General features: G+C 72.9%; 12 protein-coding genes. 8 read left to right on the top strand and 4 right to left on the bottom strand.

Features of this window, described 5'->3' with window-relative positions:
* The coding region (locus tag ABZ914_RS10530) for a DEAD/DEAH box helicase (protein WP_500192750.1) at positions 1-1,258 on the bottom strand (1,258 nt) is incomplete at its 3' end.
* A gap of 245 nt (positions 1,259-1,503) precedes the next feature.
* A complete protein-coding gene (locus ABZ914_RS10525; protein ID WP_190857737.1) occupies positions 1,504-1,965 on the bottom strand; it encodes a rhodanese-like domain-containing protein in 462 nt (153 codons plus the stop codon).
* Positions 1,966-2,110: 145 nt separating this feature from the next.
* Between ABZ914_RS10525 and ABZ914_RS10520 the strand changes: the two genes are divergently transcribed.
* Together ABZ914_RS10520 and ABZ914_RS10515 are read left to right on the top strand one after the other, a co-directional pair.
* Positions 2,111-3,118, top strand: a complete 1,008-nt coding sequence (locus tag ABZ914_RS10520) for a helix-turn-helix domain-containing protein (protein WP_500192749.1) — start codon at positions 2,111-2,113, stop codon at positions 3,116-3,118.
* A 121-nt stretch (positions 3,119-3,239) separates the two neighbouring features.
* Positions 3,240-4,181: a PrsW family intramembrane metalloprotease gene (locus tag ABZ914_RS10515; RefSeq protein WP_500192746.1), complete on the top strand. Its 942-nt coding sequence runs from the start codon at positions 3,240-3,242 to the stop codon at positions 4,179-4,181.
* On the opposite strand, the gene ABZ914_RS10510 is transcribed toward ABZ914_RS10515, so the two are convergent.
* Entirely contained in the window at positions 4,178-4,441 is a 264-nt protein-coding gene (locus ABZ914_RS10510; protein ID WP_500192745.1) for a hypothetical protein, read from the bottom strand. The two genes, ABZ914_RS10515 and ABZ914_RS10510, sit on opposite strands and share 4 nt — an antisense overlap.
* Before the next feature lie 138 nt (positions 4,442-4,579).
* Here ABZ914_RS10510 and ABZ914_RS10505 point away from each other — a divergent pair, with 138 nt between their 5' ends.
* The 4 genes from ABZ914_RS10505 to cydC are packed head-to-tail and all read left to right on the top strand — an operon-like array spanning position 4,580 to position 10,479.
* Entirely contained in the window at positions 4,580-6,001 is a 1,422-nt protein-coding gene (locus ABZ914_RS10505; RefSeq protein ID WP_500192744.1) for a cytochrome ubiquinol oxidase subunit I, read from the top strand.
* A 37-nt stretch (positions 6,002-6,038) separates the two neighbouring features.
* Positions 6,039-7,061: a cytochrome d ubiquinol oxidase subunit II gene (gene cydB / locus ABZ914_RS10500; RefSeq protein ID WP_500192743.1), complete on the top strand. Its 1,023-nt coding sequence runs from the start codon at positions 6,039-6,041 to the stop codon at positions 7,059-7,061.
* Positions 7,058-8,713, top strand: a complete 1,656-nt coding sequence (gene cydD, locus ABZ914_RS10495; RefSeq protein ID WP_500192742.1) for a thiol reductant ABC exporter subunit CydD — start codon at positions 7,058-7,060, stop codon at positions 8,711-8,713. The genes cydB and cydD overlap by 4 nt, the downstream gene beginning before the upstream one ends.
* Positions 8,710-10,479: a thiol reductant ABC exporter subunit CydC gene (gene cydC / locus ABZ914_RS10490; protein ID WP_500192741.1), complete on the top strand. Its 1,770-nt coding sequence runs from the start codon at positions 8,710-8,712 to the stop codon at positions 10,477-10,479. Before cydD ends, cydC begins: the two co-directional genes overlap by 4 nt.
* Here cydC and ABZ914_RS10485 read toward each other — a convergent pair.
* Positions 10,433-11,677 (bottom strand): MFS transporter, encoded by a 1,245-nt coding sequence (locus ABZ914_RS10485; RefSeq protein WP_500192740.1) that lies wholly within the window; start codon positions 11,675-11,677, stop codon positions 10,433-10,435. The genes cydC and ABZ914_RS10485 overlap by 47 nt on opposite strands.
* Positions 11,678-11,806: 129 nt before the next feature.
* On the opposite strand from ABZ914_RS10485, the gene ABZ914_RS10480 reads away from it, so the two are divergent.
* Complete coding sequence (locus tag ABZ914_RS10480; protein ID WP_500192748.1) at positions 11,807-12,052, top strand: cell division protein SepF; 246 nt, start codon at positions 11,807-11,809, stop codon at positions 12,050-12,052.
* Between the two features lie 228 nt (positions 12,053-12,280).
* Entirely contained in the window at positions 12,281-12,781 is a 501-nt protein-coding gene (locus ABZ914_RS10475; protein ID WP_500192739.1) for an anthrone oxygenase family protein, read from the top strand.
* The last annotated feature ends 39 nt before the right edge of the window (positions 12,782-12,820 follow it).

Below are 12,820 nucleotides of genomic sequence, written 5' to 3'. Positions count from 1 at the left end.
GGCGCCCGCCCGGACGGCCGCCCCGGCCGCCCTCGCGGCGCGGCCGCTCCGGGATGAGCGGCTCCTCGATCGGGATGCCGGACGGGACGCGCGCCCCGGTCAGCTTCACCAGCTCGGCGTCGCCGCTGGCCACCCGGACGCGCGGCGCGTTGATGCCGGCGCGGCGGGTCATCGCGGACGTGGACCGGACCTGGTGCGGCAGGACGAGCGTGACGACGGTGCCGCGCTCGCCCGCACGGGCGGTGCGGCCCGCGCGGTGCATGTAGTCCTTGTGGTCGGCCGGCGGGTCGACGTGCATGACGAGCGACACGTCGTCGACGTGGATGCCGCGGGCCGCGACGTCCGTGGCGACCAGCACGCTGATCGAGCCCTCGCGGAACTCGGCGAGCGTGCGGGTGCGCAGGCCCTGGCTCTTGCCGCCGTGCAGGCCCGCCGCGCGGACGCCCACCTGGGTGAGCTGCTTGGCGAGCCGGTCGACGCCGTGCTTGGTGCGGGCGAACAGGATCGTCCGGCCCTCGCGGTTGGCGATCTCGGCGGTGATCGCGCCCTTCTCCTTGGGCGCGACCAGCAGCAGGTGGTGCTCCATCGTGTCGACGGACTCGTCCACCGGGCCGATCGCGTGCGTCACCGGGTCGTTCAGGTACCGCTTGACGAGGACGTCCACGTCCTTGTCGAGGGTCGCGGAGAACAGCAGGCGCTGCCCGCCGGGCTTGGCGGCGTCCAGGATGTCGGTGACGTCGGGCAGGAAGCCCATGTCGGCCATGTGGTCGGCCTCGTCCAGCACCGCGATCTCGATGTCGGACAGGTCGCAGGCGCCCTGCCGCATCAGGTCCTTGAGCCGGCCGGGGGTGGCGACGAGGACCTCGACGCCACGGCGCAGCGCGTCGATCTGCTTGAACATCGACGTCTGGCCGATAACGGTCTTGAACTTGAGCCCGAGGCCGCGGCCGAGCGGCTCCAGGTTGGTCTGCACCTGCTGGGCCAGCTCGCGGGTCGGGACGAGGATGAGCGCGAGCGGGCGCTTCGGCGCGGCGCGGCGGCCCGACAGGCGGGCGAGCAGCGGGAGGCCGAAGGCGAGGGTCTTGCCGGAGCCCGTCTTACCGCGGCCGAGGACGTCGCGTCCCGCCATGACGTCGGGGATCGCGGCGGCCTGGATCGGGAACGGGGCCTCGATGCCCTGGCGGGCCAGGGCGGACACCAGCGCGGCCGGGAGGCCGAGCTCGGCGAAGGTGGGAACCCGCTCGACGTCCGCGGTCACGCCCTCGGGCGCGGCCGGCAGGTCGGCGGACGGGTTCTGTGCAGCAGCAGCTGTGGTCACGCATTACCTTCCGAGAGGGGGGCACGTCTCGGGAGGCACCACGGTGTGATCGCCGGAAACGCGATCGGTGCGCTACAAGGACGAGCCTGGCGCCATCGGGGCGCCGAAGATTGATTCGTAGAGTCTAACGTCGGCCGGGTGCCTCCTTATGCCCCGTCCCGGGTGGAACATTCGCCCCGGCCGCCTCAGCATGCGCAGGAGATGCCCGTGACGGGCGCCGTGAGGGGGTCCGGGGACCGGCGGGTGACGGCGCCGGAGGCGGTCGCGACGGGGTATCCCTCGCGCGCCCAGTACTCGAACCCGCCGATCATCTCCTTGACCGGACGGCCGAGCTTGGCGAACTCCAGGGCGGCCTTCTGCGCGCCGTTGCAGCCCGGTCCCCAGCAGTAGACGACCACGGTCGCGCCCTCAGGGAGCAACGCGGCGGCGCGCGCCGCGATTTCCGCGGTCGGCAGGTGAACGGCGCCGTCCACGTGCCCCTGGGCCCAGCTCTCGGCGCTGCGGGTGTCGACGACGACGATCCCGGGCGTCCCGGCGGCGAGGTCGGCGGCCACGTCGGAGGCGTCGGTCTCGAAGGCGAGGCGGGCGGCGAAGTGCCGGCGCGCCTCGTCGGGGCGGGCGGCGGGCACGGCGTTGACGGCGCTCATCGGCGACTCCTTCTACTCGATCCGATCGTTTTCGCTCGGATGCCTCGATTCTCAGGCTGAGGGCCGGGTATCCGGGAGTGGCATGAATGCCGGGTACCGCTAATATCGCGCCATGCGCCCCGCCGCCCCCACTGCTCCCGCCGCCATGCACCCCGCTGCTCCGGCCGCCATTCGCCTCGCCGCCCCCCGCCGCCGGCACACCGTCTCGGTGCTGGCGTTCGACGGCATGGCGCCGTTCGAGCTCGGCTCCGTCGTCGAGGTGTTCGGCCTGCCCCGTCCCGAACTCGACGTCCCCTGGTACGACCTGCGGGTCTGCTCGCTGGAGCGCGGCCCGATGCGCGCCGTCGGCGGGTTCACGATGGCCGCCGAGCACGACCTGGACGCATTCGCGTCCGCCGACACGGTGATGGTCGTCGCCGTCCCGGACGTCCGCGGCGACCCCGCGCCCGAGGTCGTCGCGGCGCTGCGGAAGGCGCACGCGCGCGGCGCCCGCGTCGTGTCGATCTGCTCCGGCGCGTTCGCGCTGGCCGCCGCCGGCCTCCTGGACGGGCGCGAGGCCACGACGCACTGGCGGTACGCGGACCTGCTGCAGCGCCGCTACCCGGACGTCCGCGTCACCCCGGACGTGCTGTACGTGGACGGCGACGACGTCCTGACCGGCGCGGGCAGCGCCGCCGGGCTCGACATGTGCCTGCACCTCGTCCGCAAGGACCACGGCGCCCGCGTCGCCAACGCGGTCGCGCGCCGCCTGGTGGTCCCGCCGCACCGGGAGGGCGGGCAGGCGCAGTTCGTCGAGGCCGCCGTCACCCCGCCCGCCGAGGACGACCCGGTCGCGCGGAGCATGCGGTGGGCGCTCGACCACCTCGCCGAGCCGATCACCGTCGCGCGGATGGCGCGGGAGGCGCACCTCGCGCCCCGCACCTTCATCCGGCACTTCAACCGGCAGACCGGGACCAGCCCGCTGCGCTGGGTCGTCACGCAGCGGATCATGGCCGCGCTGCCGCTGCTGGAGGACGGCGCGGTGCCGATCGAGGAGATCGGCGCGGCGGTCGGCTTCGAGAGCCCGGTGACCTTCCGGCACCATTTCGGGCGCGCCATGCGGACCTCGCCGTCCGCCTACCGCCGCACCTTCCGCGCCACCGCCGCCTCCTGAGCCGGGCACGGCGCGGAGAGGCGCGCGCGCAGGGCGTATGAGGACAGGGCGTATGAGGATCGCCACCTTCCGGTTCGCCGCCGACGACGCCGGGTAGCGACTCGTCGCGGAAGGAGACGATGTGCGACCGACGACGAGCACGGCGGGGCCGCCGAAGCCCTGGCTGCGGGTGTTCTGGGCGGGTCTCGCGCTGTGGGCCGCGTCCGTCCTCGTCACCGTGGTCACCGCGAACGCGAACCTGCTGCCGACGATCGTCCTGCTGGGCAGCTTCCTCGTCCCGGTGACGTTCGTGGTGTGGGCCTACGAGCACGGGACGTCCGGAGAGGTCACCGTCCCGCTGCTGTTCCGCGCGTTCGTCGTCGGCGGTGTCCTCGGCGTGCTCGGCGCGTCGCTGCTGGAGCGGTACCTGCTGCATCCGTCGCTGTGGCGGTACTTCGGCGTGGGATTCATCGAGGAGGCCGTCAAGGTAGCGGCGCTGCTCTACGTCGCACGACACCTCCGCGCGCGCACACGGCGAGACGGCCTCGTCCTCGGCGCGACCGTCGGGTTCGGGTTCGCCGCGTTCGAGTCGGCGGGGTACGCGTTCAACGCGCTGTTCACCGTGCAGGGCATCAGCGTCCGCTCGATGGTCGAGACGGAGATCCTGCGCGGGCTGCTGTCGCCGCTGGGCCACGGCCTGTGGACGGCGATCATCGCGGGCGTGCTGTTCGCGGCCTCCCGCACGCGCTGGCACGTCACGGGGCCGGTCGTGCTGGCCTACGCGGGCGTGTCCGTCCTGCACGGGCTGTGGGACTCGATGCACGGCCTCGCGATCGCCGTGACGCTCTACCTGACCGGGACGCCGTGGCAGTTCCACCTGCTGGACCGCGGCTACCTGCCGCGCGCCACCGGCGCGCAGGACCACCTCATCACGATCCTGAACTGGACCGGGCTCGCCGTCGTCTCGGCGGTCGCGCTGCTGTGGCTGAACGCGCTGGCGGACCGGTCGCGCGAGCGGCCGCGGCCGCCCACGGCCCGTCCCGAGGACTACCTGGAGTCGGGCTACCCGAAGCCGCGCCGCTAGCGGCGGACGACCGGCGCCTGCCGGTCGATCTCGCGGCCGAGCGCGACGACCATCCCGTCGAACGCGTCGGCGCCGTACCGGGCGCGGACGGCCGGGTAGACGTTCTTGCGGGCCGCCTCCCTGAGCATCCAGCTCAGCTCCGTGTACGGCACCGGCCGTCCCGCGGCCAGCGCGTCGTGCGCCTGCCGGCTGACCCGGAGCAGCTCCGGGTGCGCGGCGGACTCGGTAAGGATCATGCGGGTGGCGTCCCTCAGCTCCATGCGCGCGAGTCTAGGCGCGTGCGCGGGCGGGCGCCGTGTGAGCGACGTTACGACGACTCGTAGTACTACAAGCCGTAGTATTTCTTACAGGACGTAGTACTACAGCTTGTAGTAGATGAGCCGGAGAGGCACCCGCCCATGGACTCGGTCGACATCGCACGGTGGCAGTTCGGGATCACCACCGTCTACCACTTCCTGTTCGTCCCGCTCACCATCGGACTGTCCGCCCTGGTCGCGGGTCTGGAGACGGCGTGGCTGCGGACCGGCAAGACGCGGTACCTGCGCGCTACGAAGTTCTGGGGGAAGCTCTTCCTGATCAACTTCGCGATGGGGATCGTCACCGGCATCGTGCAGGAGTTCCAGTTCGGGATGAACTGGAGTGACTACTCCCGCTTCGTCGGCGACATCTTCGGCGCCCCGCTCGCCATCGAGGGCCTCCTCGCGTTCTTCGTCGAGTCGACCTTCCTCGGCCTGTGGATCTTCGGCTGGGACCGGCTCGACCGCCGGCTCCACAACGCCTGCATCTGGCTCGTCCACATCGGCACCCTGCTGTCGGCGTACTTCATCCTCGCCGCCAACTCGTGGATGCAGCACCCCGTCGGCTACCGGATCGACCACGCGACCGGACGCGCCCGCCTCACCGACTTCTGGGCCGTCCTCACCAACCCCACCCAGCTCGTCTCGTTCCCGCACACGATCACCGCGGCGTTCGTCACCGGCGGCCTGTTCATGGCGGGCGTCAGCGCCTGGCACCTCGCCCGGCGCAAGAACATCGAGGTCTTCCGCCCGTCGCTGAAGGTCGCGCTCGCCGTCACCGCCGTCGCCTCCATCGGCGTCGCGATCACCGGGGACCTCCAGGGCAAGGTCATGACCGAGCAGCAGCCGATGAAGATGGCCGCCGCCGAGGCCCTCTACCAGACCGAGCGGCCCGCCTCGTTCTCCGTCCTCACCATCGGCACGCCCGACGGCCACCGGGAGGTCTTCGGGATCAAAGTGCCGCGCGTCCTGTCGTTCCTCGCCACCGGCAGCTTCGACGGCGAGGTCAAGGGCATCAACGACGTCCAGGCCGCCGAGGAGGCCCGCTTCGGACCCGGCAACTACCGGCCCGCCGTCCCCGTGGCCTACTGGAACTTCCGCGTCATGGCCGGCGTCGGGATCCTCACCGCGCTCGTCTCGCTCGCCGGGCTGTGGCTGCTGCGGCGCGGGCGGCTGCCGTCCAACCGCTGGGTGTACCGCGCCGGCGTGCTGTCGCTGACGCTCCCCTTCATCGGCAACTCCGCCGGATGGATCTTCACCGAGACCGGACGGCAGCCCTGGTCGGTGTTCGGCGTGCTCAAGACCTCCGCGAGCGTCTCGCCCGGGGTGTCGCCGACGTCGATGCTCATCTCCGTCGTCTCGCTGACCGCGCTGTACGGCGTCCTCCTGGTCATCGAGGTCGGGCTGATGCTCAAGTACGCCAAGGCCGGGCCGCCCACGGAGGACGAGGTGCTGCCCCCGCCGCCGTCCGGCGACGACTCCGACGACGCCGACGCCGAGCGCTCGCTCGCGTTCGCCTACTGAGCCCGCCTACCGAGCCCGCCTACCGAGGGATCCGGCCATGGAACTCACCACCGTCTGGTTCGTCATCATCGCCTTCCTGTGGACGAGCTACTTCTTCCTCGAAGGCTTCGACTTCGGCGTCGGGATGCTGCTGCCCGTCCTCGGCCGCGACGACGTCGAGCGCCGCGTCGTCATCAACACCATCGGGCCCGTCTGGGACGGCAACGAGGTGTGGTTCATCGTCGCCGGCGCCGCCACCTTCGCCGCGTTCCCCGAGTGGTACGCCACCCTGTTCAGCGGCTTCTACCTGCCGCTGCTCGCGATCCTGCTCTCGCTGATCGTCCGCGGCGTCGCGTTCGAGTACCGCGGCAAGCGGGACGACGCGCGCTGGCGGGCCCGCTGGGACCGGGCGATCTTCTGGGGCAGCCTGCTGCCCGCGTTCCTGTGGGGCGTCGCGTTCTCCAACATCGTGCGAGGGGTGCCGCTGGACGCCTCGCACGAGTTCGCCGGGACGCTGCTCGACCTGCTCAACCCGTACGCGCTGCTCGGCGGCCTCACCACGACGGTCCTGTTCGTCCTGCACGGGGCGGTGTTCCTCGCGCTGAAGACGTCCGGCGAGATCCGGTTCCGGGCGCGCCGCGTCGCGGAGATCGCGGTCGTCGCCGCGATCGCCGCCGGCGGGAGCTTCCTGCTGATCACCCAGCTCCAGCACGGCAAGCCGGTGACCTGGCTGACCGCCGGGGGCGCCGCCGCCGGGCTGCTGCTCGCCGCCGCCGCGAACCGGCGCGGGCGCGAGGGCTGGGCGTTCATCGGCACCGGCGCCGCCATCGTGCTCGCCGTCGCCACCCTGTTCACCGCGCTGTTCCCGGACGTGATGCCGTCCACCCTCGCGTCGGGCACCCTGACCACGGACAACGCCGCGTCCAGCGACTACACGCTGAAGATCATGACGTGGGTCGCCGCCGCGTTCACCCCGATCGTGATGATCTACCAGGGGTGGACGTACTGGGTGTTCCGCAAGCGGATCGGCACCGCGCACATCCCGGCCGCGCCGAAGAAGAAGCCGGAGCCGGTGCGGTGAAGCCCCTCGACCCGCGGCTGCTGCGCTACGCCCGGACCACCCGGATCTTCCTGCTGTCCTCCGTGGCGCTCGGCACCGCCACCGCCGCGCTGATCATCGCGCAGGCGACGCTGCTCGCGGACATGCTCACCCGCGCGTTCCTCCGCGGCGCGACCCTCACCGGGCTGCGCACCCCGATGCTGCTCCTGCTCGCCGTCGTCGCCGCGCGCGCCCTGGTGGCGTGGCTGCAGGAGACCGCCGCGCACCGCTCGTCCGCCGCCGTGAAGTCGCAGCTGCGCGGCCGGCTCCTCGCCCACGCGATGGCGCTCGGACCGCGCTGGCTGTCCGGCGAGCGCAGCGGCGAGCTCGCCGCCCTCGCCACCCGCGGCATCGACGCCCTCGACGACTACTTCTCCCGCTACCTGCCGCAGCTCGTCCTCGCGGTGATCGTCCCGGCGGCCGTCGGGCTGCGGATCCTGCTCGGCGACTGGCCGTCCGCCGTCACGGTCGCCGCGACGCTGCCGCTCATCCCGGTCTTCGCGATCCTCGTCGGGCTCACCACGCAGCGGAAGATGGACCGGCAGTGGCGGACGCTGTCCGTGCTCGCCGCCCACTTCCTCGACGTCGTCGCCGGACTGCCGACGCTGAAGATCTTCGGCCGGGCGCGCGCGCAGGCCGACCGGATCCGCGAGGTCACCGACCGGCACCGGCGCGCCACCATGGCGACGCTGCGGGTCGCGTTCCTGTCCGCCCTCGTCCTCGAACTGCTGTCGACGCTGTCGGTCGCGCTCGTCGCCGTGTCGATCGGGCTGCGGCTCGTGAACGGCGGCCTCGGGCTGGAGACGGCGCTGCTCGTCCTGGTCCTCGCGCCCGAGGCGTACCTGCCGCTGCGGCAGGTCGGCGCGCAGTACCACGCAAGCGTCGAGGGCCTCACCGCCGCGTCCCGGATCTTCGAGGTCCTGGAGACCCCGCCGCCCGCCGCCGGCACCCGGACGGACGTCCCGGACCTGTCCCGCGCGACGCTCCGGCTGGACGGGGTCACGGTCGCCTACCCCGGACGCGACGTCCCCGCGCTCGACGGCTTCTCGCTGACCGTCCACCCCGGCGAGACCGTCGCGCTCGTCGGACCGTCCGGCGCGGGGAAGTCGACCGTGCTGTCGGTGCTGCTCGGGTTCGTCCGGCCGGACGCGGGACGCGTCCTCGCCGACTGGGACGACGTCGCCGGCTTCGCCCCGGACGCCTGGCGCGACCGGATCGCCTGGGTCCCGCAGCGCCCCTACCTGTTCGCCGGGACGGTCGCCGACAACATCCGGCTCGGCCGCCCCGACGCCCCCGACGCCGACGTGCGCGCCGCCGCCGAGGCCGCGAACGCGCTGGAGTTCGTCGAGGCCCTGCCCGGCGGGTTCGAGACGGCGCTCGGCGACCGGGGCGCCGGCCTGTCCGCGGGCCAGCGCCAGCGCATCGCCCTCGCCCGCGCGTTCCTGCGCGACGCGCCGCTCCTCCTGCTGGACGAGCCCACCTCCAACCTCGACGCCGAAAGCGAGGCCGCGGTGATCGACGCCGTCGAGCGCCTCAGGACCGGCCGGACCGTGCTGCTCGTCGCGCACCGCCCGGCCCTCGCCACCCTCGCCGACCGGGTGGTCACCGTCGAGCCCGCGGCGGTGGCGGCATGATCCTCCGACTCCTCCGGCTCGCCCGCCCCGCACGGGGACGGCTCCTGCTCGCCGTCCTGTTCGGCGTGCTCGCCCTCGGCAGCGGCGTCGGCCTCATGGCGACCTCCGCATGGCTCATCTCCCGCGCGGCCCAGCACCCGCCCGTGCTGATGCTGATGGTCGCGATCGTCGCCGTCCGCGCGTTCGGGCTCGGCCGCGGCGTGTTCCGCTACGCCGAACGCCTCGTCGGCCATGACGCGACCTTCCGCATCCTGGCCGACCTGCGCGCGCGCGTGTACGAACGGTTGGAGCGCCTCGCCCCCGGCGGGCTCCCCGCCTTCCGCGGCGGCGACCTGCTGAACCGCCTCGTCGCCGACGTCGACGCCGTCCAGGACCTCTTCCTCCGCGTCCTGCTGCCGTGCACGGTCGCCGCCGTCGTCGGCGGCGCGTCCGTGGGGCTCGCGTGGGCCCTGCTCCCGTCGGCGGGCGTCATCCTGCTGCTCGCGCTGCTCCTGGCCGGTGTCGCCGCGCCCTGGCTGTCGTCCGCGACGGCGCGCCGCGCCGAGCGCCGCACCACCGACCTGCGCGGCGACCTCACGTCCCACGTCGTCGACACCCTCCAGGGCGCCCCCGAGCTCATCGCCTACGGCGCCGCGCCCGCACGGCTCGCCGAGGCCGCCCGCCTGGACCGCGACTTCACCCGCGCCACCGCCCGCTCCGCCGCGTCCACCGGCCTCGGCGCGGCCGTCTCCGCCCTCGCGGGCGGGCTGGCCGTGTGGGGATCGATGGCCGTGGGCGTGCCCGCCGTCCGGTCCGGCGCGCTCGACGGGGTGCTGCTCGCCGTGATCGTCCTGCTCCCGCTGGCCGCGTTCGAGGTCGTCGCGGGCCTGCCCCTCGCCGCCCAGCACCTGGAACGGGTCCGCCGCTCGGCCGCTCGCATCTTCGCGGTGCTCGACGCCCCGCCACCCGTGGAGGAGCCGTCCGACCCGTCGCCGCTGCCCGCCGCGCCGTACACCCTCCAGGTCGAGGACCTCCGCGCCCGATGGACGCCCACCGCCCCCTACGCCCTCGACGGGATCTCCCTGAGCCTCGCGCCGGGACGCCGCTGCGCCATCGTCGGGCCGTCCGGCTCCGGCAAGACGACCCTGGCCTCCGTCCTGCTCCGGTTCCTGGAGCCCGCGTCCGGCTCGGTGACCCTCAACGGCACCGACCTGCGCGAACTGACCGGCGACGACGTCCGGACGGTCATCGGCCTGTGCGCGCAGGACGCCCACCTGTTCGACTCGACGATCGGCGAGAACGTCCGGCTCGCCCGCCCCGCCGCCACCGACGCCGAGATCCGCGACGCCCTGCGCCGCGCCCGCCTCCTCGACTGGATCGAGTCGCTGCCCCGCGGCCTCGGCACCCGCGTCGGCGAGCACGGCGCCCAGGTGTCCGGCGGCCAGCGCCAGCGCATCGCCCTGGCCCGCGCCCTCCTCGCCGGGTTCCCGGTCCTGCTCCTCGACGAGCCCGCCGAGCACCTCGACACCGCGACCGCCGACGAGCTCACCGCCGACCTCCTCACCGCCACCGAAGGCCGCACGACCCTGCTCGTCACCCACCGCCTCACCGGCCTGGACGCCGTCGACGAGATCATCGTCCTCGACGAGGGCCGCGTCGCCGACCGCGGCACCCACGCCGAACTGATCTCCCGCCCCGGCCTCTACCGCACCCTCTGGCAGCGCGAGACCGAGCCTCCCGTCACCCCGGGACGCGGACCCCGGCCTCGGGCGACGCGTCTCCCGTGACACCGGACGGCTCCCGGCGCCACGGCAGGAACGCGCACGCCCCGATGAGCAGCACCCCCGCGACCGCGATCGCCGCCCGCACGCCCACGAACCCGCCCAGCACACCCCACAGCGCCGTGAGGACGGCGATGGCGGTGCGCGAACTGACCGTCCAGGCGGTGACCATCCGGGCGACCTTCCCGGCCTCGACCAGCTCCAGCCTCCGCGTGGCGTAGATCGGGTTGAACACCCCCATGCAGGTGATGATCCCCAGCTCCATCGCCATCACCAGCAGCAGCGCCCCGATCCCCGTCCCGACGAATGCGAGCCCGACCAGCCACAACGCCCGGCCGACCCCGAACACCAGCATGATCGGGCGCCGCCCGTACCGCTTGACGAGCGGCCGCGACACCCGCGCCCCGAGGATCCCGCCGAGGCACGGCACCCCGAACGCCAGCCCGTACTCCAGCGGCGAGAACCCCAGGTCGTGCAGCATCAGATAGGTCAGCAGCGGAGCCGTCGCCATGATGAGCGCCCCGGTCAGCACGCTGTTGGCGAACAGCAGCCGCAGCTCCCGCTCCGCCGCGATCACCCGCCACCCCTCACCGATCTCCGCCCACCGCGACGCGCCCCCGGCCCGCACCGGCGGCTCCGCCTCCGGAGCCGCGATCCTCGTGACCCCCAACGCCGACAGCACGTAGCTGACCGCGTCCAGCAGCACCGTCACCACCGGCCCCAGCACCCCGATCAGCGCCCCGCCCGCCGGCGGCCCCACCGCCGTCGCCATCCACTGCACCGTCTCGAACCGGCCGTTCGCCTCCATCAGATGACGCTGCGGCACCAGCTGCTTCAGATGCGCCCCGCTCGCCCCCCGGAACACGATGTCCGCCAGCGCGACGACCACCGCCACCACCAGCAGGTGTGCGTACGTCAACGCCCCGGAGGCGTACGCGGCCGGCACCGTCACCAGCACCGCGAACCGCACCAGGTCCGCCCGGACCATCAACCGCCGCTTGTACTGGAACTCGATCCACGGCCCCAGCGGCACCGCGAGCAGCGCCGCCGCCGTCCCGCTCGTCGCGGCGATCATCGACACCTGCGCGGGCCCCACGTGCAGCGCCAGCACCGCGATCAGCGGGAACGCGTCCAGCGCCAGCCACGTCCCCAGCGTGCTGACCGCGTACGCACGCCACAGCCACGCGAAATCCCGTCCGAGCACCGCGCCCCCCTTGTCCGCCGCCGATCCAACACCCGCTGCCACCGCGCCCACAAACAACCGCCCGACCCGTCCCACAACCCTCGGTTGTCCGCTTGACGCCGCACGGAGCTTCGGAAGACTGGCAGGGTGATGGTGAAGACACTGCGCCCCCGCGACTACAACGAGGCGCTCCACGTCGGGCACTTCTTCCGCAACAAACGCGTCCCCGTCGTCATGGACCTGACGGCCCTGACCGACGACGTGGCGAAGCAGTTCATCGACTTCGCCGCCGGTCTCGTCTTCGGCCGCGGCGGCGACATGGACCGCCTCGCCCCGAAGGTCTTCCTCCTCGTCCCCGCCGGCCAGCCCCACCCCACCGTCGTCCCCGCCCCCTAAGCACGCCGCCGCGGCCAGGGACAACTGAGCCGCGGCTGCAAGCGCTCCGCACGCGACCGTCCAACCGCGCGGTCACCAATGCGAGGACACCGCCCTACAGCCCACCATGGCCGAAGAGTCCGATTGCGTGGACGCTCGCATATGGGGTCGAGCTTCTCAACGATGTCGAACCGGAACGCCGACCGGTTGACTCGAGAGCACCACGGAACCCCACGATCGGACGACCTGATGAAGTTCTCTTTCGCGGCCGCCTCGGCCACCCTTTCGATCATCATGGCCGCCGGAATGGCCGGCACCTTCTTCGGCTTCTCCACCGGCGTCATGCCGGGTCTGAACGGCGCGAAGCCCGCCTCGGCGATCGACGCCATGCAGACCATCAACCAGCGCATCCAGAACCCGCTGTTCGTCGGCATGTTCATGCTGCTGCCCGTGTTCGCGGCCGTCGCCGGCGTCCTGCTGATGACGATGAACCAGAAGGCCGCAGGCATCCTGTTCCTGGCCGCGGCCGCCGTCTACGTCCTCGGCGCCCTCTTCCCCAGCTTCGCCGTCAACATCCCCATGAACAACGACCTGGACGGCGTGCACATCCCTAAGCACGCCGCCGATGCGGCCAAGATCTGGCAGGACTACTCCGGCCGCTGGACCGCCTGGAACACCGTCCGCGCCGTGTCCAGCTGGATCAGCCTCCTGGCCATGGCCGCCGCCACCTACCTCTGGGGCAAGAACTGACCCCGAATCCCCCTCCGGCCCGTGCCCCCAAGCACGGGC

The organism is Spirillospora sp. NPDC046719 (genome assembly GCF_040645715.1).
Classification (GTDB): Bacteria; Actinomycetota; Actinomycetes; order Streptosporangiales; family Streptosporangiaceae; genus Spirillospora.
This window is presented reverse-complemented; position numbering and strand designations above follow the sequence as displayed.